At 35.7% G+C, this 19,733-nt stretch carries 17 protein-coding genes and 2 pseudogenes; 14 read left to right on the top strand and 5 right to left on the bottom strand.

The genetic code is table 11. The annotated features are described in order from the left end of the window. Positions 1 to 13 precede the first annotated feature (13 nt). The 14 genes and pseudogenes from pgl to H5J24_RS06280 all read left to right on the top strand — a co-directional run bounded on the left by pgl (position 14) and on the right by H5J24_RS06280 (position 13,078). The gene (gene pgl, locus H5J24_RS06340; RefSeq protein WP_068945149.1) at positions 14 to 724 is read left to right on the top strand and encodes a 6-phosphogluconolactonase; all 711 of its coding nucleotides are present in this window, start codon (positions 14 to 16) and stop codon (positions 722 to 724) included. A gap of 293 nt (positions 725 to 1,017) precedes the next feature. After that, a complete protein-coding gene (locus H5J24_RS06335; protein ID WP_141395706.1) occupies positions 1,018 to 1,533 on the top strand; it encodes a hypothetical protein in 516 nt (171 codons plus the stop codon). A gap of 60 nt (positions 1,534 to 1,593) precedes the next feature. Beyond that, positions 1,594 to 2,381: pseudogene (locus tag H5J24_RS06330) on the top strand (PhzF family phenazine biosynthesis protein). A 288-nt stretch (positions 2,382 to 2,669) separates the two neighbouring features. Next, positions 2,670 to 2,935 (top strand): annotated as a pseudogene (locus H5J24_RS25890) (YdeI/OmpD-associated family protein); the annotation flags it as partial. A gap of 39 nt (positions 2,936 to 2,974) precedes the next feature. Then, complete coding sequence (locus tag H5J24_RS25885) at positions 2,975 to 3,253, top strand: YdeI/OmpD-associated family protein (RefSeq protein WP_488153958.1); 279 nt, start codon at positions 2,975 to 2,977, stop codon at positions 3,251 to 3,253. 198 nt (positions 3,254 to 3,451) lie between these two features. Beyond that, positions 3,452 to 5,848, top strand: coding sequence for a hypothetical protein (locus H5J24_RS06320; RefSeq protein WP_068943909.1), 2,397 nt, complete (start codon positions 3,452 to 3,454; stop codon positions 5,846 to 5,848). A 238-nt stretch (positions 5,849 to 6,086) separates the two neighbouring features. Beyond that, positions 6,087 to 6,563, top strand: coding sequence for a hypothetical protein (locus H5J24_RS06315; protein ID WP_068943910.1), 477 nt, complete (start codon positions 6,087 to 6,089; stop codon positions 6,561 to 6,563). A gap of 75 nt (positions 6,564 to 6,638) precedes the next feature. Further along, complete coding sequence (locus H5J24_RS06310; protein ID WP_068943911.1) at positions 6,639 to 6,935, top strand: hypothetical protein; 297 nt, start codon at positions 6,639 to 6,641, stop codon at positions 6,933 to 6,935. 253 nt (positions 6,936 to 7,188) lie between these two features. After that, the gene (locus H5J24_RS06305) at positions 7,189 to 7,671 is read left to right on the top strand and encodes a hypothetical protein (RefSeq protein ID WP_068943912.1); all 483 of its coding nucleotides are present in this window, start codon (positions 7,189 to 7,191) and stop codon (positions 7,669 to 7,671) included. A 420-nt stretch (positions 7,672 to 8,091) separates the two neighbouring features. Next, positions 8,092 to 9,588, top strand: a complete 1,497-nt coding sequence (locus tag H5J24_RS06300) for a serine hydrolase (protein ID WP_068943913.1) — start codon at positions 8,092 to 8,094, stop codon at positions 9,586 to 9,588. A 115-nt stretch (positions 9,589 to 9,703) separates the two neighbouring features. Then, the gene (locus tag H5J24_RS06295) at positions 9,704 to 10,765 is read left to right on the top strand and encodes a serine hydrolase domain-containing protein (RefSeq protein WP_068943914.1); all 1,062 of its coding nucleotides are present in this window, start codon (positions 9,704 to 9,706) and stop codon (positions 10,763 to 10,765) included. 52 nt (positions 10,766 to 10,817) lie between these two features. Next, complete coding sequence (locus H5J24_RS06290; RefSeq protein ID WP_068943915.1) at positions 10,818 to 11,270, top strand: GNAT family N-acetyltransferase; 453 nt, start codon at positions 10,818 to 10,820, stop codon at positions 11,268 to 11,270. A 113-nt stretch (positions 11,271 to 11,383) separates the two neighbouring features. After that, positions 11,384 to 11,872, top strand: a complete 489-nt coding sequence (locus tag H5J24_RS06285; protein WP_068943916.1) for a GNAT family N-acetyltransferase — start codon at positions 11,384 to 11,386, stop codon at positions 11,870 to 11,872. A gap of 360 nt (positions 11,873 to 12,232) precedes the next feature. Continuing rightward, positions 12,233 to 13,078, top strand: coding sequence for a hypothetical protein (locus H5J24_RS06280; RefSeq protein WP_068943917.1), 846 nt, complete (start codon positions 12,233 to 12,235; stop codon positions 13,076 to 13,078). A 77-nt stretch (positions 13,079 to 13,155) separates the two neighbouring features. Here the strand turns inward: H5J24_RS06280 and H5J24_RS06275 are convergent, their stop codons facing one another. From H5J24_RS06275 to H5J24_RS06255, 5 genes are all read right to left on the bottom strand, one after another. Then, a complete protein-coding gene (locus tag H5J24_RS06275) occupies positions 13,156 to 13,923 on the bottom strand; it encodes a hypothetical protein (RefSeq protein ID WP_068943918.1) in 768 nt (255 codons plus the stop codon). 13 nt (positions 13,924 to 13,936) lie between these two features. Continuing rightward, positions 13,937 to 14,347: a 5-fold beta-flower protein gene (locus tag H5J24_RS06270; RefSeq protein ID WP_068945150.1), complete on the bottom strand. Its 411-nt coding sequence runs from the start codon at positions 14,345 to 14,347 to the stop codon at positions 13,937 to 13,939. A gap of 43 nt (positions 14,348 to 14,390) precedes the next feature. Next, entirely contained in the window at positions 14,391 to 14,858 is a 468-nt protein-coding gene (locus tag H5J24_RS06265; protein WP_068943919.1) for a hypothetical protein, read from the bottom strand. Positions 14,859 to 15,005: 147 nt separating this feature from the next. After that, positions 15,006 to 18,452: an RCC1 domain-containing protein gene (locus tag H5J24_RS06260; protein ID WP_068943920.1), complete on the bottom strand. Its 3,447-nt coding sequence runs from the start codon at positions 18,450 to 18,452 to the stop codon at positions 15,006 to 15,008. Positions 18,453 to 18,473: 21 nt separating this feature from the next. After that, on the bottom strand, positions 18,474 to 19,661 hold the full coding sequence (locus tag H5J24_RS06255; RefSeq protein ID WP_141395707.1) for a hypothetical protein: 1,188 nt from the start codon (positions 19,659 to 19,661) through the stop codon (positions 18,474 to 18,476). Positions 19,662 to 19,733 lie beyond the last annotated feature (72 nt).

Here is a 19,733-nt window from a genome sequence, read left to right as displayed (position 1 = left end):
CGAAGAAATAAAAATGAATATCACAATCTTTAATACACTAGATACTTTATATCAAAAAGCGGCAGATACATTTGTGGAGCTTTCAGAACAATCTATTCAAAAACATGGGAAGTTTGTAGCAGCCGTGAGCGGCGGCTCTTCTCCCAAAGCCATTTTCAGCTTATTGGCCACTTCGCAATATGCAGATAAAATAGATTGGAGCAAAGTCTATATTTTCTGGGTAGATGAAAGATGGGTTTCGCTGGATGATGAAAAGAGTAATTTCAAGATGACCCTGGAAACACTTTTAGATAAAGTACCAGTGAATAAAGATCAGATTTTCCCAATGTATAAAGATGGAATCGAACCTGAAGATTATGCTAAAGAATATGAAGCACAAATCAGAACCGTTTTAGGTGAAGAAGGTGTTTTTGATTTCATCCTTTTAGGAATGGGTGATGATGGTCATACAGCATCTTTATTTCCGGGAGAAGCGATTCTGGATGAAAAAGAAAAATGGGTGGCTGCTTATTATCTGAAACCTCAGGAAATGTTCAGAATTACTTTGACAGAGCCTATCATCAATAAAGCTGACAATATTTTGATTGTTACATTCGGTGCTTCTAAAAAGCATGCTCTGAATGAAGTTTTAAACGGAGAATATAATCCGAAACTGTACCCGCTTCAGTTAATTGAAAAGAAAGCCAGCGTTCAGATTTTTACTGACGAAGAAGCAGGCACTTAATCTTATCCATTTTCATAAAACTGATTAAGGTCATACAGTCTTGGCCAAACAAAATACTAAATCACCACTTTAAATAAGTGGTGATTTTTATGTATAAACAAATCATTAGAAAAGAACGCTACTTTTTCAAAACAAGTTTTCCACCATTCCTTTAAAATAATGCATAAAATAGCTTAAATAATTTTAAATACTGAAAAACATCAATATAAATATTAGGACAAACTTTTGTATTTTTATAAAACAAAATACATTTCTGCCTCCATGGCTATGAAAACCAAACACTATTATTATTCGTGAAAAAATTAAACCCCAGTTATTTCAAGTTCTTCTTTTACAGGTATGGAGTGATTATTATTTTCGTTCATATAGTAACAACAGCCTGTTATTTTTTAAGTACACAAGAAGAAGATCCTATCACCTTAATTTTTCCTACCATTCTCTGTTTCATATTTTTCCCGCTTATCTGTTTATCAGAATATCGGATGCTGGAAAAAAATCTTCCTCCTGCCAATGTCTTTCTAACAGATCATGGCCTTATCATCAATAAAATCTCTTATCCTGCTGAGCAAATAAAAGAAATTACCTATATGCCTGTAAGAAATACGCTGAATAAATTTTCGGATGATTTTTTCGAAATTGAAACCAATGATGGCGCTGTTTTTTATTTTCTGGATAAAAGTCCAAACTGGAAATTTGAATCACCTACCATGAAACTATTGAACAACCACCCTCTTTTCTCTTCAAAAACAAAGAAAAGAGAGGAATCATCAGATGGTTTTTCAGTGTTTAAAAAGCAAAAACAATCGTAAAGCTTACCATCAGCAAATATTATTTATAATCCCATATTACAACCTTAAATTTTCTCAATCATGAAGTTAGAATTATATCAAATAGATGCGTTTACAGAAGAGATCTTCCATGGAAATCCTGCATGTGTTGTCCCATTGAAAAACTGGCTGCCTGATGAAGTCCTTTTAAAGATAGCCCGAGAAAATGCTGTAGCAGAAACTGCTTTCTTTATTGATAATGGTGAAACGATTCACCTAAGATGGTTTACTCCCGAAATAGAGATGGATCTATGCGGACATGCTACCCTTGCCACTGCTCATTGCCTGGCTTCCATCCTAGATTATCCGAACAGCAGAATCGTTTTTGAAACCAAAAGCGGTGAATTAACTGTGGATGTAAAAGACGGATTTTATTATATGGATTTCCCATCAAGAATGCCTGAACCTTCTGTACTTCCGGATAATATCATTCAATCTCTCAATATTCAGCCTAAAGAGGTCTTTAAATCAAGAGACTATATTCTTGTGTACGAGTCTGAGGAAGATATCAAAAGATCACTGTTGAAAGATCTGTTTTCGATCTTCTCAACCTGGATCCGGGCGGGGTTGTGGTAACTGCTGCAGGTACAGACAGTGATTTTGTTTCAAGGTACTTTACACCGCAGTCATCTATTCTTGAAGATCCCGTAACCGGCTCAGCACACTGCTCACTTATTCCGTTCTGGTCATCAAGATTGGGGAAAGATAAGCTTTTTGCCCGTCAGCTCTCAGAAAGAGGCGGCCAGCTTTTTTGTGAAAACAAAAATGAAAGAGTGATTGTGGCAGGGAAAGCCAAAACCTATTCGATGGGGCATCTATGGATAGAATAACACTATTTTATTTATAAGGCATAGAGAGCTCTTTGGAGCCTAAAAAGCACTGATTATATTGGTGCTTTTATTTTTCAAAAACATTTATCTTAATCATTTTTCATGTCTTTAAAGAAGGATATAAAATATTTTTTTTCACCCCTGACACATAGCTGTCATTGATACTGCTAATTTTGTTGTAATAAAGTAAACAAGATCCTTATCATGTATAATGTTTTTTGTAAATTCTAACTGGCATATGGCATAGATTATTGAATTTTCAAAAAACAAAAGCAAAATAACAGCACAATGGAAATAGATTTAGAAAAAAAGACCATTACAATAAATACAAGACAGGAATGGCGTGAATGGCTGATGCAAAACCATCGTTCAGTTCAAAATATATGGCTGATCTGCAATACTAAAAAATCAGGCCTTCCTACCGTCAGCTGGGGTGAGCTTGTGGATGAGGCGCTTTGTTTCGGCTGGATTGACAGCACAAGAAAACTGTGGATTCCAACTCATTTATGCAATTGTATGGCAAACGTAAAATCAAAAGCATCTGGTCTAAAATCAATAAAGAAAAAGTTCAGAAACTTATAGATGAAGGATTGATGCAGCCCGCCGGACTTGAAAGTATTGATATTGCCAAAGAAAACGGCTCATGGACCAGCCTGGACAGTGTGGAAGAACTTCTCATCCCCAATGATCTGGAACACGCTTTTACAGCCCATGCAGGTTCAAAAGACTATTTTTTATCTCTCAGCAAAACAGTAAAAAAAATGATGCTGCACTGGGTAACATTTGCTAAACGGCCGGAAACCCGTAAAAAACGCATTAATGAGCTGGTGGAACATGCGGCAAAAAAGCAAAGACCGGAGCGATTTCGATGATCTTCCCTTTTTAATACAACCGGAAATATTCAACTGATGCATTCTGTAATTCAAACTATCCAAAAAACAGATTAAGAAATCATATTCGAAGGAATATTACCCATCTGGTGTCTTTCTTTTAAAATAAGAGGATAAATATCAGTTTCTGAAGTCTTAATTGATTAAATTAGCCCTGAATTAAAATGCGTTAAGATTTCTATGAAAAATATATTCGGTGTATTGCTTCTTTCCATGGTACAGCCTATACTGGCACAAACTAAACTGGAAAAGGCACTTACAAGTCTTGAGGATAATTACGAACAGGAAAAAGTATATTTACTTACCGATAAAACCCAATATGCAGCTGGTGACAAAATCTGGTTTAAAAGCTTTGTATTCGACGGGTACAACCGTTCTGCATTATCTACTACCCTATTTGTAGAATTGTACAATTCTGATAAAAAATTAATCGACTGGAGAACCGTTCTTCTCACTAATGGTGAGGGCAGCGGCGACTTCCAACTGAAAGAAGACCTTCCTGAACAGGTGTATTTTGTAAGGGCTTATACGCCTTACATGACCAACTTTAGTGAAGATTTTCAAATCGTTAAAACACTTCCGGTTTACAATCCCAATTCCACAGAATCATTAACGATTGCTAAAAGTTCCGACTGGTCTGCAAAAGCATTTCCGGAAGGCGGAAATTTCATTAACGGTACACCCACAAAATTTGCCGTAAGACTGTCAAGCAGTACTTCTTTGCCGGAAAACTGGACCGGAAAAGTAATTGATGCACAAAACCCTACTGTTTCTATTGCTACCTTTAAGTCATTTGATAAAAATGTTGCCTCTTTCACCATCACTCCTGCTTCAGGAAAAAAATACCAGGCCATCATTCAGGATAATACGGGAAAAAGTAAAACAATAGACCTTCCACAGGTTGCAGACAGCGGCCTCCATTTAGAAGTTAACAGCTCTAAAGAAGGAATTAAATATACCTTAAAGGGCGTTAATCTGAAACAACAGATTCAAAATTATAAGGTGGTAGGAACCATCAATAATCATCTTGCGTATAAAGCCAATATTAAACAGTTAACGAATGAAGCTTCAAGCCTTATTCCTACTAAAGTAAGCAATGGTGCAAACGGGGTTTTCCAATTAGCCATTTTTGATGATCAGGATAATCTGGTTGCTCAAAGACTATGCTTCATAAAACCGAATGATTTAAAACTTGCAAAAGCAGAAATTATAGGCCAGAGCATAAAACAGACTCCAAGATCTTTCAACAGCATTGATCTTTCTCCTGAATCCTATTTTAAGAACTATACGGTTTTGGTAAGTGAGGATGATGGCAGCAATAAGCCTGAAGAAGAAAATATACTGAGCAGTCTTTGGCTAACAGGAGATTTCACAACAAAAATCGACAATCCGGCACAGTATTTTACTAAAAATGCCAATAGTGAAGCTTTGGATGCCCTGCTTATTTCTGAAAAATGGAAAAGATTTGACTGGAACTCCGTTCTTAGCGGATCTGTGCCCGCCATTAAAAACAAGTCGCCAAAATATCTTTCTTACAGGGTAAAGCCTATTAAAAACAATGCACTGGTTATCAATTCCAGTGTAATTCTACTATTGAAGTCAGGAAAAAACGAACCCGTTATCAGCCCGTTTCAAACCGATCAAAGCGGATATGTTTATCTGAATAACCTCAGCAATGATGAACCTTTGAGTGTTTCCTTATTTGCCAATTCAGGAAATGATAAAGAATCAAGTGCTGATAATTTATTTGTAACGGTAGAACCTTTAGTAAATCCTACACCGTTTAGCGGGACTTTCCCGGAGACAAAATATAAACTTGTAAAATCCAGTGGAAATAAAACGCTTCCCACAACTATTTCCAGAGCGATCAACACTCAGAAAAACAATAAAAAGATAGAAGGTGCTGAAGTACAGGAAATAAAAGAAGTAGAATTAACCGGAAAAAAGAAAGATCCGAAAGAAGAACTGGATAAGCAACTTTCCACAGGAATGTTCAATTCTCTGAACTCTATAATATTCGATTTTGTGAATGAAGACCAGCATGCCGAAGGATCAATCAATATATTAGAATGGTTACAGGGAAGAGCTGCCGGTTTAACGTTCCAAAGAAATAGTTCAGGGATCAATGTTCCTTATATTCGCGGCCAGCAAGCTAAGCTGTATTTAGACGAGATTGCAACAGACCCTTCCATGATTTCCACACTTCCTATCAACAATATTGCAATGGTAAAAATCATTAAAGGTGCAGGGTTAATAGGTGATGCTGTAGCCATCTACACGATGAAAGGCGATATGAAACCTAAAAACAAAGGAAAAGAAGCTCCAAAAAACAATTCATCTGTTGTCAAAGGCTATGATAAACCTTCAGAGTTTCTGGTTGAAATGCTGGATGAGAATGCAAAAATTGAAAACGATACCCGCGAAACCCTTTACTGGAATCCTAATTTATTTGACAGTGATTATGTTCCGCCAAGAATCAAGTTTTTCAATAATGACAGTGCGAAACAGTATAAAGTTACCATCATAAGTTTTGATGAAGACGACAACCTTCTTTATGATCAGCAAATTTTTAAATAATAGATTTTCTATATTAAAAGCCTTTCAGTTCTTCTGAAAGGTTTTTTCTTTAAGCTATTTCATACATAAAGCTATCAATATAAAATATTCAGGAGTATAAAAAATAGAGAAGTTGAGGTTGGAAGTTATTGCAGTCATAAGATTAAAAAACACAGGCAAAGAATTGCCTTTCTCTCAAAAAAACTGGATCTTTCAAAAGAAAATACCAAATATTCCGTTTAATTCTTAAATTTGGCCAATGCGAAAGAATCTTTATCTCATCATCCTATTATGTTCCCTTACCAGCTGCTATACTTATCAGGTAAAAAAGCCAGCGGCTCCTGCCACTGACAATAAGCAAGAATCTAAAAAAGGAACAGCTCTTGCTAATAATATGGTTGCCACAATGAAAACAGCTCAACCCCAGAACAACAACACACAACAAACACCTGCTCCTGCTCCTGCTCCAGTCAACATTCAGGAGAAACTAGCTCCTAATAAAAATGTTAAAATTGATGTTGACGGCAAGAGCTATAAAATAATTGTTGACCGATGGGAAAGCGACAGTCTGGTTGCTCATCCGGCTAATAATCCTAAAAAAATCCTGAAATTCCATAAGAACCAAATCAATGGTGATAAAATTGCTGAAAAAAGGTTTTCAAAACCCATAGCTGATATTATTACGGTTACAGCGTATGCTGGAATTGCAGCGGCAATCTGGTATCTTCTCCGGTAGAATATTGTAGAAAATATCAATTTTGTCCGATACTTTGATAAGGTAAGTACATACCAAAATAACGAAGAACAAAGTATGGTAAAAAATCACACCAAAGATGGAAAATGGATAGAATACAAGTCAAACAGCTCTATTGATATACAAAAATATCCTGAATTTACAGATCCTTACACCTTGGAAGCGGAATACAAAAATGGGTTACCTGCCGGAATATGGACGTTTTATAAATTATTGCAAAAATATAATGAAGAAACAGGAAAACCTATCATCACTACAAGAAAAAAAGGGCAATTGATTTATACAGAAGTGCATAAAGACGGGATGTTGAAAAAAGGAAATTTAAGTAGCATTCTCTTTATTTCCTGTATTTAAAAGACTTTTTTTACTCGTGAATGAATGGCAATTATCATAATTCAATGGTGTAATAGCTAAAATCTCTACACTTTACTACCCTATTTGAATAAAATTCTATCCAATTAATATCCTTACATGATATTTAGAGCCATTCTCTCTTTTTCCTTCCCTTTTCCCCTTTATTTTTAACATTCTCTATACTCTGTTGAACTGAATGTTTCCACTGTAATACTTTTTGCTTATTTTTACATAAAATAAATAAAAATAAGACATGAAAAGAATCGTATTAGCCGGGCTTATAACTATGGGAGGACTTCTAACTGCAAAAGCACAGTGTAAAACCGTATCTGCTCTTGTAGAAAATTTTGATACCTGGAAAGATATTGATAAATGCTGGACTGCTCAGCCAGGAAAGGCAATGCTCTATGCGAGTGATAAAAAAATTATATTTTATTCTATGAACAGCCCGGGAGAAAATATGTATTTAGTGACTCCAGAAATTAAAACCGGAAACTATACTCTTACCCTTGATATTTCAGATAACGGAGGAGAAACCACACTGGAAATTTTCTCAGTCAACAAAACTTCCGATGCAAAATCATATGTTTCAATTGCTAAACCTTCCAAGATAACAGGAGATAGAAAAACATACAATATTTCTATAAAAAAAGACACCCATTTAGGGCTGAAAGTTCTGCTGAATGGCGTTCATCAGGCTGTTTATATAGATAACTTTTCATTGAAACAAAAATAATAAATCCCCCAAAAGATTAATCTTTAAAAAAATATTTAAAGGCGCTCATACCAAGCTCCTCCAATCTCCGAAGTCAGACGACTTCGGAGATTTTTATTTAAATAAAATCTTCTTATTAACTGACTTTGACAAGCTGGAAAAAATCAATACTGTAATTATTTAATTTAAAAGAAATGAAGTGTAAGGACAGCCTAAAATTTCATACTCCAATGTAATACTATCCTTTTCTCAGGTGTTTTACTATTAGTGTAAGCCATAAAATAACCATAGAATATTTCTTTCTTTACCTATGAAGAAAATCAAAAATCATTCAATGCATTTGATGATTTACTGAAGGTAATCTTAGCTAATGAACAAATAAAATGATGAAAATCGCTTGAATGAAATCTTGAAAACATCAATACAAAAAATTAAAATAAAATGAGAAATAAATACCTATTCGTATGGATAACAATCTTCTTTATCAACATTCTTTCCGGGCAAGGGTTGAAAGAATTGTTTTCAACGCTTTATGAGAAAAAAATTTTTAATGGAAGTGTTGTTATCTCCAGGCCCGGAGATGCTATTTTTTCTAATAGGTATGGATTTTCCAATATGGAGAAGAAAGAAAAGATGAGTGATACGTCTCAGTTCCCCATTGCTTCGATCACAAAAACGTTTACCTCAACTGCTGTTTTGCAGCTTCAACAGAAAGGAAAGCTTAGGATAGAGGACCCTGTTCAAAAATATCTGCCGGATTTCCCTTATTCTAATATCAGTATCAAACAACTCCTTAGCAACACTTCAGGATTGGCACAAGAGTATCATTTATTTGATACGGTTATCAAAGAAAATCCGGAAAAAATAATTTCTAATCAGGATATTATTCCAGTGCTCCTTCGCTTCAAAATACCCCTTTCATTTCTACCGGGAAGCAAATGGGAATACAATAATGTTAACTTTTGTATTGCCGCAATGATCATAGAGAAGGTTTCCGGAATGAGCTATGGCCGGTATCTGGATGAGAATATTTTTAAACCTGCCAAAATGAAAGATTCATTGGTCCCTGTTAACAGGAAAATTAAAAGTCAAAATCAGGTAGAATTATACACTTATCCAAATTTATATTCAACCCATCTTGTGAATGTCAATACCCTTAAAGATCCATTTCTGATACAGGAAAAAAGTAATTTTTATGGAAACGGAGGTATTCTAAGTACGGCATCAGACCTTAAAAAATATCAAAACGCATTGTTTACCCATCAAATAGTAGGAAAGAAAGAACTGCAGGAAGCTTTAACTCCCACTACACTCAGTGATGGGAAAAAAGTAACTTTTATGATAGACGGAAAAGAAGCCAGCTATGGCTTAGGATGGGCTATGTATACGGACGAAACTGATGGAAAGATAGTTTTTCACGATGGGCTAATCAATGGTCTCACCAGTATTTTACTGCATAATATGGCAAAAAGCCAAACCGTTATTCTTCTTTCCAATAGTGGCAACACTCCTGTTTTTGCGATATCCAATACTGTTTTAAATATAATGAATAACAAACCGCATACGGTTCCAGAACAAAATTTTTCAAGAACCTATGGAAGCTTACTTGAAAGTGGAAACAATGAAAAAGCAGATCAGCTGATTCAGGAATATCTGAAAAATCCACGCAGTTCTGAAGCCTCTGAAAGAGATTTTAATAAGCTGGGATACCAGTTTCTCAGACTTCCGCAATGTGATCACGCCTTGAAAACCTTCCATTCAGCAACATTATTATTTCCGATGAGTTCGAATGTGTATGACAGCTATGGAGAAGCATTGCTACAATGTGGTAAAAAGGAAGACGCTGTTACCATGTATCAGAAATCCATTGCATTAAACCCTGACAACAACAATGCAAAAGAAATGCTTTTGAAAATTGAAAAAGAGATTACAAAATAATGATGGTCTCCGAAATATTCTCCGTAAAGATTTCTCACTATGTACAGCAATATATCCTGAGATGTAATATATTTATGATCAGATTCTTCAATTAACAAATAATACAACTACATCCATGAAAAACCCAATTATTTTCTTACTTATTCTTGTTTCCAGTTATTTTTTTTCACAAACCATTCCTGCTGAAAAATTGGATAATTACCTGAGTTATATTGAAAACAATAATATAGGAGTTGGAAGTTTGTCGGTTTTTAGAAATGGTAAGGAAGTCTATGCTAAAAATTTTGGGCAAAAAAACATTCCTGAATTAACGTATAATAAAAACACCAGATATCAGGTAGGCTCTGTTACCAAAATGATTACTGCTGTTTTAATTTTTAAATTAATTGAAGAAAATAAACTCCAATTAAATGATAAACTGTCAGCATTTTATCCGGAGATTCCCAATTCCAATACAATAACCATTAAAAATTTATTAGAACATACCAGCGGATTGGGAAGCTATGTGGTAAAAGATGGTGAAGTCTGGGTTACCGAAAAAGTAAGTGACCGGGAGATTATGGATCTGATTATTCAACAAGGGAAAAGCTTTGAACCGGGTGAAAAGGTGGCCTATTCAAATTCGGCGTACTATCTTCTGACAAAAATTCTTGAAAAAAAACATCAAAGATCTTTTTACGAAATACTGTATTCTGAAATCATAAAACCTTTGGGCTTAAAAAATATGGACTCTTTCAAATCTGACAAAAAAAATGTATTCCTGCCTTACCGATATGAAAACGGATCCTGGAAGGTTCTGAAAAAGGAAATAGACTTTCTGAATGTAATTGGGGTGGGTGATATCTCTGCAACTCCTTATGATCTGAATATTTTCATCAATAGCCTATTCCACAACAAAATTTTAAAGGAAGAATCTCTAAAGCTTATGGAACCTGTTTTAGGAAAAGAAGATTGGGGAAGAGGTATGGCTATCTGGGATTTTGATCGTTTTATATTTTATGGACATGGCGGTGATACTTTAGGATCTCACGCAATTCTCATCTATAATAAAGAGGCAGACCTATCCATTGCTTATGTAACGAACGGAGAAAGAATAAAAAAGGAAGATTTCATAAAAAACATAGTTTATCTGCTTTATAACAAAGAAATTAAACTTCCTGAAATCCAAATCAAATAGAAATACATCTTTCCCAATTTAAATCAACAAATATAAACTTCAACGAATACTTATGAAAATCATCAATTACACAAAAATTTTCAGAGAAGACTGCATCAAAATCTTCAAAAGCAATTTACCAAAGTTTTTTGCTATGGAAGAATTACCTTTCTTTGAAGACTTTTTAGATCAATATACTAAAGAGAATTACTTCGTAGTTAAAATGGATGGTCAAGTAGTAGCAAATGGTGGATTTTTTTTAGATACAAAGAATAGTGTGGCTGGATTATCATGGGGAATGGTTCATGCCGACTATCATGGAAAAGGAATTGGAAAAGCCCTTACTCAATACCGGATTGATTTGTTAAAAAAGACCTATCCTTCCCTGCCTTACAAAATTGAAACCTCACAGCATACTGCTGAGTTTTATAAAAAGAACGGATTCCGAACAGTAGAGATTATACCGGATGGATTTAGTAAAGGAATTGATAAATACATCATGATCATGGAAGTACTTGTGCCTTAATGCACTCCTTCACTCACGGAATTCTTCCGATTTATATCATTCTCACACGATGAACCTGATTTTTAACTGCCCTATTTAATTATATTTGAAAATCAACCAACGCACCCTTTAAAATGGGAGATCATATACAAGAAATAAAACTCAGACCCACAATAGTTGATGATTTAGAAATCCTTTTCCAATTTCAGCTTGATGATGAAGCCAGACACCTTGCTGCATTTACTTCAGAGGATTCTAAAAACAGAGAAGCCTATCTGGCTAAATATGCCCAATTATTGGATGATCCTACCATCAACAACCAGACCATTATGGTAGGTTCTGTTATTGCAGGAAGTATTGCCAAATTTGTTATGGAAGGCGATGCAGAAATTACCTATTGGCTCGGTAAAAATTTCTGGGGAAAAGGTATTGCTACTACAGCGTTGAAAGATTTTCTTACCATCGAAACGACAAGGCCCATTTTTGGACGGGTCGCTTTTGACAACCTTGGTTCACAAAAAGTTCTGGAAAACTGCAGCTTTATTAAAATCGGTACAGACAAAGGTTTTGCCAATGCCAGGCAAGCGGAAATAGAGGAATTTATTTACAGGCTTGATATTTAGCTCTAACAAAAAGTTCAGCTGTGTGGTAGTAAGCTTATATTTATTTTGATGAAGCCTTTTTTAAGCTTCCTGATTTTGAAAATTAATTCCTAACAAATCTTGTGTTAAAGACTTAACGAAGGCACTATTTTCCATATACTGCATAGTTTTTTCTTGGCAGTGGTAAATTCATCAATAAAGACCATTAACTTTTCATGAAGCGAAATTACATTCATGAATTTTCGTACCAAAAACTCTATAAAAACAACAATAAAAAGACTTAATTTAATTAAAAATTTTCATTGCTACTTCAATTCGTTTGGTTATTTTTAACTTTTAACACTATCAATTATATTTTATATTCAAAAAACAAATGATGATATGAAAAATGAGTATTATGACACTTTAGATCTTAAGCCTAATGGGAACATTTTGGAAATGTACAGAAACCGTAAACGTTATGTTCCGGATGCTCAGGATGCCATAATTGATATATTGAAAAAAAGAGGCTTATATGAACAAGCTCTTGAAGAAGAAGAAAAAGAGGAGATAGAACAGGAAAAGATAGAAACAGAAACTATTAAGGACTTTGAAAGAAAGGTCTTTGGTGATGACTCATCAAATATTGAGTTTGCTCAAAAATCCTTGCAAGGTAATGAATACTTTAAGGCAGTGTTTTCTACTGTACAAAAGAGTTTTCATTTTAGCAGTCTTGCTTTGATTATAGGTATACTTGGAGTGGCAAGCTTATTTATTTTTTTTATAACCAATGAATATAAAATAGATTTAATACTGTATTGGGCCCTGCCTTCACTACTTTCATCGCTGTTTTTAATCCTTGGAATTAAGGGGCGAAAGTCTGCCCAATCAATAGTTACATTGCATAGAAAAAGTAATGAGCAAATTGATTTGACAATACAGATGAAAGAAAATGAAATTATAATTAATTACCCATTCAAATACGAATACTATTGGACCTATATACAAAATGTTAAACCAAGGCTTAAACAGGTTACCTTATTCATTTTAATATATAAGCATGATGAAATGGTAATTTGTTTAAACGAAACATTGGATGCTTCCAAGAACCCGCCTCCTCACTGGAATTACCTTCAAAATGAAAAAATCATAAAAGGATCAAAATTCTTATTTACTAATTATGGCTTTCAAAGTCCAAATCTGTATAAACTGCAAAAAATATTAGATGGAATAAAAGAACAGCATTAAACTGAACATTTTTCTATCCATCTCTTTCATATTTAAGTAGGTTTACATTTCTATATAGTAAAGACTGCATTTAATTTTTAGAGCATTTTTTCTGCTTCTTCCCTATTGTATATGATTCTATTATCCACTTTTATTAAAGAGCTAAAAACATCCACATATTCATTAAATATATTTTTCTCATAGTGAACCATAACCGGAAATAACTGGCTGGCCTGATAGAACCTTTTATTATATAAGGCACTTTGCATAGCTTGTTCTATATCTGTTACCAGGGGTCTGCAGTTTTTCTTTAAAAGGAAATTCTTTAGATTCGATTCAAAGAACTTATCTCCATAACTGTTTAAAAACTGCTTGATATAAGGATATAATTCCTGTTCGCTTTTCCCGTTAAATGTCGCAATATATAATGCATTGGTAATTACATCGTACACATTGTCTTCATGATAGATTCTGTGCGGTTCAAAATTTTCTTTTTCATCCCATTTTTGATGGATGAAGCGATCAAGCATTTCAAAGCCTTCGGGTATTGACCATGCCAGTAAAATAAGCATAGCCTGATATGCAATATACTGATGGTCACTATAAAGCAGCAGTTTTAGTTTTTCTACCCTGTCAATATCTATTTTTTCAAGGAGCTGTACTTCACTCAGATCATATCCTTCTTCTCCTTCTTGGTTATAGTAATAAAGGAGTTCATTGATTTCTTTATTCATTTTTACAATCATTTGATTATAATTTATGGAGTATTCTGGATAAGTTCCAAAATATTTCAGCACCCAAAAATGTTCATGCTCCTTACAATAAAGACCGGACATGATAAAACCGATATTGAGAACCAGTTTCATTTCAGGCCTTTGATTAGTCCAATTTAAAAAAGAAATATACTACTGCTGCCCATTCCTTTTTAATCCCTTTAGCATACCCAATAGTACTTCGGCTGCTATTTTCCACCGTTCCGTCATCTTTAATATACCCGAGGGTTGAACGGCTGCTGTTTTCTACAGTGCCATCTTTTTTAACGTATCCTACCGTTGAACGATTCTGGTTTTCTATGGTTCCATCGCTCTTGATATAGCCAATAGTGCTGCGATTTTTGTTTTCAATAGTACCGTCACTTTTAATATAGCCTACTGTTGAACGGCTGCTATTTTCTATGGTCCCATCGCTTTTGATATAACCTGTTGTGCTGCGGCTTGCGGATTCTATAGTCTGGGCCCTTGCCATAGAAAGGCTGAACAGGAGTGAACAGATGAATACTATCTTTTTCATGGTTTTAAAATTGTTGTGAATTGTTTTGAATTGATCTGCTACTCTATTCAAGCTCAAAATCCCATTCTTTACTGAACATTTGAGTATCTTCATTGATGACTTCAAATAGACTGTTCACTTTTTCTTTGCCGTGAATATTTTCTAATTCAAGCCATTCTGATTTTGATAAAGGTAAAAAGGCTAATGTATCAGAACCATCGCTCCCTTTGCAAAACCTGATTTCATAGTCGGGTTGTAATATTCTATTTAAGAAAATGAGCGTTGGGTCCCGGTCAATAATTTTTTCTGTAAAGACATTGCCTTTGTAATCGATGGTAAGGAGGAGCTCATCTCCATTGTAGACTATTTCAGCATTCAGAGTACCTGTATTAAGACATTTCTCACAATATTCTACAATGGCATCATCCTCTTCCCGCCAATCCACCCAGAAGATCAGCTGGCTGTTAAGTGCACTCAGTTCGTCAAAACTTTCTGTTTCAATATATTTTTTCAGGGTATCAGCTTTGTTCATTCCGTAATTTTAAAGATTAAATATACAATTTATATGAATCTCAAACTCTATAAAAAAATAGCGCCACTTAAAAATAAGTGACGCTATCTATTCAGAAAAGATTTAGGTTACCAAGCTTTTAAAGCTTACTATCGATAACCATTAAATTTATCGTTTGATAACTTTTACTGTTTTTACAAAGTCGTTTATGGCATTTATTTTAACCAAATAAACTCCTGATACAAATCCGGAAGCATCAATGGTTCCTTTTGTATCATTAATTGCTTTAGTAAGGATCAGCTGTCCTGATGCATTGTAAACCGTTACAAAAAGAATTTTCTGATCGTATGAGATCGTAAGGATATCCTGTACCGGATTTGGATAGACTTTCAGCTTATCTTCTTTTGCTGAAACTTCTGCAACCGCTAAATTACTTGTAGGGCAAGCAACAGGTACAAAAATAGGTTTTGGAATATTAGTACCATCTCCTAACTGCCCGTATTCATTACTACCGGTAGCTGATAAAAATCCATTGTTATTTATAGCGACTGTAGTATATGGTCCTGCTGAAACTATTTTTCTATCAGTGACGGTTCCAATTTGTGATGGAACTAGTCTATCTGCTCTAGTTCCATCACCTAACTGTCCTAAGGTATTTCTGCCCCATGCCCATAGTGTTCCATTGGTTTTGATTCCGACAGAAGAATTAAAATGGTTAGCAGCTACACTTTTCCAGTCTGTTGCAGTTCCTATTTGTATTGGAATACTTCTAAGAGTTTTGGTTCCATCACCTAATTGTCCTTCGAAATTATCTCCCCAGGCCCAAAGCGTTCCATCTGTTTTTAGGCCTATAGAATGATAGTATCCTGCACTCACACTTTTCCAATCCGCAGCGGTTCCTATTTGAGTGGGGATTGATACTACAGTTGAAGTTACACTTGAATTTCCATCACCTAAGCGTCCATAAGCGTTGCTTCCCCAACCCCATAGTGTTCCGTTTGTTTTAATGGCAAGAATATGCGAATCCCCTGCTGTAACCATTTTCCAATCATTTGCTGTACCGATTTGTACAGGTACAGTTTTACGAATGGTAGTACCATCTCCTAATTGACCACTTCCATTATATCCCCAACCCCACAAGGTTCCATCTGACTTTATTCCAAATGTAGAAAGATCCGCACTAGAAATACTTACCCAGTTTGTTTCTGTTCCTATTTGCTCTGGAACAATTCTCTTGACTGTAGTCCCGTTACCTAGTTGTCCTTGCTGATTATCCCCCCAAGTCCATAAAGTTCCATCTGTTTTAATGGCAGCAGTATGACTATCTCCTGCAGATACCTTCAGCCAATTATTGTCGGTTCCAATTTGTGTTGGAGTATTTTTTGAGACTGTTGTTCCATCTCCTAATTGTGCCGCTAAATTCTCTCCCCAGGCCCAAAGCGTTCCATCTGTTTTTATTCCTAAAACATGGAAAGAACCCGTACTCACAGTTTCCCAACAGCCTGTTGCGGCGGTAGTAAGTGTTGTAAAAGATCCACCCGATACCCAATCCCCCTGACTGCTTCCACAATTAGATGATACCCACCAGTAATAAACAGTGTTAGGTAATAAATTGGTCAAATTTGCTGTTTTAGAGGAAGTCGTTCCCTGTATACCTCCAATAAATGGACTTGTACTATATAAGTAATAGTAACCCGCATTAGGAGTTGGGTTAGATCCTGTCCAATTAATAGTAGCTGTTGCAGAAGTTATATTAGTTGTTGAAAATTGTGCAGGAGGAAGACAATTTAAAGGGCAACTCAAAGAGACGAAAGTACTTTTCGGATTATTTGTTCCATCTCCTAGCTGTCCATAACTGTTATCTCCACACACTTTTAAAACTCCATCGATGTTTTTTACAAGAGTATAATAAATCCCGGAAGACATCAATATATTATCTGAAGAAGAACCCACTTGTGTAGGAAATAGTACTGATCCACTTGTTATATTACCTAATTGACCAAATTCATTGGCTCCCCACGACCAAAGTGTTCCATCAGTTTTGTTAGCAAAACTAAAATTATTACTAGCACTGATACTTTGCCAATTGTTCCCTATTCCTATTTGGGTTGGAATATTTTTACCAATAGTAGATCCATTACCTAATTGCCCATTGGCATTAGCACCCCAGGTCCATAATGTCCCATCCAGCTTTACTCCCAGGGAATGAGATGTTCCTACATCAATATTTCTCCAATTTGCAGCTGTTCCGATTTGGGTAGGAACATTCCTTGCTGTTGTTGTTCCGTCTCCAAGCTGCCCACTGTAATTGGATCCCCATGCCCACAGTGTTCCATCTGTTTTGATGGCAAGATTATGTTGATAACCTGCGGCAATACTTTGCCAGTTTGCTGCTGTTCCGATTTGAATAGGAGTAATTTTCTCAACAATCGTTCCATCACCTAATTGTCCGTAGATATTATATCCCCAGCTCCATAATGTGCCATCTGTTTTTAACCCTATAGAATGATAGCTTCCTGCACTTACGCTTTTCCAACCCGCAGTAGTTCCTATTTGAGTTGGACTCAATTTATCCGCTTTGGTACCGTCTCCCAGCTGTCCATAATCATTATTTCCCCAAGCCCATAACGTTCCATCTGTCTTGATGGCAAGAGTATAAGTATCTCCGGCTGCTATTCTCAGCCAATTATTGTCTGTTCCTATTTGAATAGGAGCATTTCTGTCAATTGTAGTTCCGTCTCCGAGTTGACCATTGGAATTACGTCCCCATGCCCATAATGTTCCGTCCGATTTTAAACCTACCGAATGGAAATTACCTGCACTAAGACTTTCCCAGCAGCCTGAAGAGGCCGCAGTTTGTATATTAATAACATTTTTAAAAGCTGGTCCCCAACCCCCTGTATTATCTTTGATACGTATGTTAAATACATGTAAACCATTAGAAGGCAAATTAATTCCTGTCTTGGTCAGTTCTTCATAAGTGCTGTTAAAATTTCCATCGGCAGCCAGTACCGGGGTTCCACTGCCTTCTCCCGGATCGGTATCCCAGAAATATTCGGCCTGGGAAAGAGAAATCACATTTGACGTTACAGGTTGTTGAACATCAATAACATTGCTAAAAGCTGGTCCCCAAACCCCTGTATTATCTTTGATACGGACAGAGAATTTGTGTAAGCCATTACCTGGCGTAACAATATCTGTTTTAATAAGTTGCTCGAAAACACTGTTGAAACTTCCATCCGCAGCTAATACCGGAGTACCATTTCCGGCTCCAGGATCAGTGTCCCAAAAATATTCAGCTTGGGAAAGAGAGATCACATTTGACGTTACAGGTTGCTGAATATCAATAACATTAGTAAAAGCGGGTCCCCAAACCCCTGTATTATCTTTGATACGGACAGAGAATTTGTGTAAGCCATTACCTGGTGTAGCAATATCTGTTTTAATTAATTGTTCAAAAACACTGTTGAAACTTCCATCAACAGCCGAGACCGGAGTGCCATTTCCTGTTCCGGGATCAGTATCCCAGAAATATTCCGCCTGACTTACGAATACTTGTGCCGGGCACAGTATTATCATAAGCAAAGCGATGATACTATAGATATAATTCTTCATATTTTGTTATATCGTTAGTCATTATTTAGAAAAACCTGATGCATTGATATTCAGCGTACCTCCTACCATCGTTCTTGGAGTAAGCAAATAATTTATCTGAGGTTTATTACCAACATTGGCAGGCCAGTAATTAGCCCAGCTGTTAGAACCTCCATAGTGCCCAGCATCGTTTCTTGTTAAATCTAAATCTGTATATTTTACATCAGGGCTTCCGGCATTGACATTCATACCCGTTAAAGTGTATGTTGTATTGTTAAAGTTCATATTAACAGATCCTGAATTGTTACTTTGGTTCATCGTTCCCTGAGTTACAAAAGGATTGGTAAATACATTATAACTGGCTGTTATATTAACATTAGCACTGTTGTTTTGGATACACGCATTGGTTTGGCCCACCACAAAAGACACAGCATTGTTCATAATGGCAATATCTCCCGTACTTGTGGTGTTATTCAAGCTAATCGACAAAGGAGCTACATCCCCAGCATTCGCGCTATAGAGCGTATTGTTAATGATTTCATTAGAACCCCCTGTTTTAATACCATGAACTGATATACGTCCACAAAAATTATTATTAAATTTAAAATCATAAAAAGGCTGCGTATAGGATAATACATCATCAACAATATTTCCATACACCTCAACATCAGATGGGGCTATAGAAGATTCCTGAATATTAGAACTAGAACGGACAGTAATAAATTGTGCTTTATTAGCCGTAGCTCGTCCATGGGAAAAGCTAAGAGACCCCCTAACGACACAACCTGAAATGTTTGTTGTAACATTAGATTGGTTAGTAAACACATTATTCAAATCACAGTTCCAAAGATTGATTGTAGTTCTTCCTCCGGTTGTTGCCCCACTCACTGTTACATCATTGATGGTATAATTCCCTGAAGTCAAATTACTGATGGTTACCACTCTTCCTGCAGCCGGATTGATTGTAATGGTTCCTTTAATGAAATACCTGCTATAATTGGTTTCGGAAACAAAAGCAAGTGATTTGTTGATGATCAGATTTTCTGTATAAGCTTCTCCATTGGCTTTAGGCTGAATGATAATACGGTCACCTTCTGAAGCTGCTGTAATAGCTGCGCTTACGGTAGAATAAGCTCCACCGGTTCCCCCATTTCTAACATAAAGATCGGCTGCAAAAGCCATGGTACCTGATAAGCCCATAAAAGCCATGATTAGTAGTTTTTTTGTCATAATAGTAAAAATTTATTGGTTTTATATAAATTATATTTTTTGATTTTTTAATAGTATTGTCTGCTGCTGTTC

It is taken from the genome of Chryseobacterium capnotolerans (assembly GCF_021278965.1).
Taxonomy (GTDB): domain Bacteria; phylum Bacteroidota; class Bacteroidia; order Flavobacteriales; family Weeksellaceae; genus Chryseobacterium; species Chryseobacterium capnotolerans.
This window is presented reverse-complemented; position numbering and strand designations above follow the sequence as displayed.

Coding starts and splice junctions, on each gene's coding strand:
- H5J24_RS06265 (WP_068943919.1), bottom strand. CDS start 14,858: ATGAACAAAGCTGATACCCTGAAAAAATATATTGAAACAGAAAGTTTT.
- H5J24_RS06320 (WP_068943909.1), top strand. CDS start 3,452: ATGAAAAATATATTCGGTGTATTGCTTCTTTCCATGGTACAGCCTATA.
- H5J24_RS06300 (WP_068943913.1), top strand. CDS start 8,092: ATGAGAAATAAATACCTATTCGTATGGATAACAATCTTCTTTATCAAC.
- H5J24_RS06295 (WP_068943914.1), top strand. CDS start 9,704: ATGAAAAACCCAATTATTTTCTTACTTATTCTTGTTTCCAGTTATTTT.
- H5J24_RS06310 (WP_068943911.1), top strand. CDS start 6,639: ATGGTAAAAAATCACACCAAAGATGGAAAATGGATAGAATACAAGTCA.
- H5J24_RS06305 (WP_068943912.1), top strand. CDS start 7,189: ATGAAAAGAATCGTATTAGCCGGGCTTATAACTATGGGAGGACTTCTA.
- H5J24_RS25885 (WP_488153958.1), top strand. CDS start 2,975: ATGCAGCCCGCCGGACTTGAAAGTATTGATATTGCCAAAGAAAACGGC.
- H5J24_RS06280 (WP_068943917.1), top strand. CDS start 12,233: ATGAAAAATGAGTATTATGACACTTTAGATCTTAAGCCTAATGGGAAC.
- H5J24_RS06255 (WP_141395707.1), bottom strand. CDS start 19,661: ATGACAAAAAAACTACTAATCATGGCTTTTATGGGCTTATCAGGTACC.
- H5J24_RS06315 (WP_068943910.1), top strand. CDS start 6,087: ATGCGAAAGAATCTTTATCTCATCATCCTATTATGTTCCCTTACCAGC.
- H5J24_RS06290 (WP_068943915.1), top strand. CDS start 10,818: ATGAAAATCATCAATTACACAAAAATTTTCAGAGAAGACTGCATCAAA.
- H5J24_RS06275 (WP_068943918.1), bottom strand. CDS start 13,923: ATGAAACTGGTTCTCAATATCGGTTTTATCATGTCCGGTCTTTATTGT.
- pgl (WP_068945149.1), top strand. CDS start 14: ATGAATATCACAATCTTTAATACACTAGATACTTTATATCAAAAAGCG.
- H5J24_RS06285 (WP_068943916.1), top strand. CDS start 11,384: ATGGGAGATCATATACAAGAAATAAAACTCAGACCCACAATAGTTGAT.
- H5J24_RS06260 (WP_068943920.1), bottom strand. CDS start 18,452: ATGAAGAATTATATCTATAGTATCATCGCTTTGCTTATGATAATACTG.
- H5J24_RS06270 (WP_068945150.1), bottom strand. CDS start 14,347: ATGAAAAAGATAGTATTCATCTGTTCACTCCTGTTCAGCCTTTCTATG.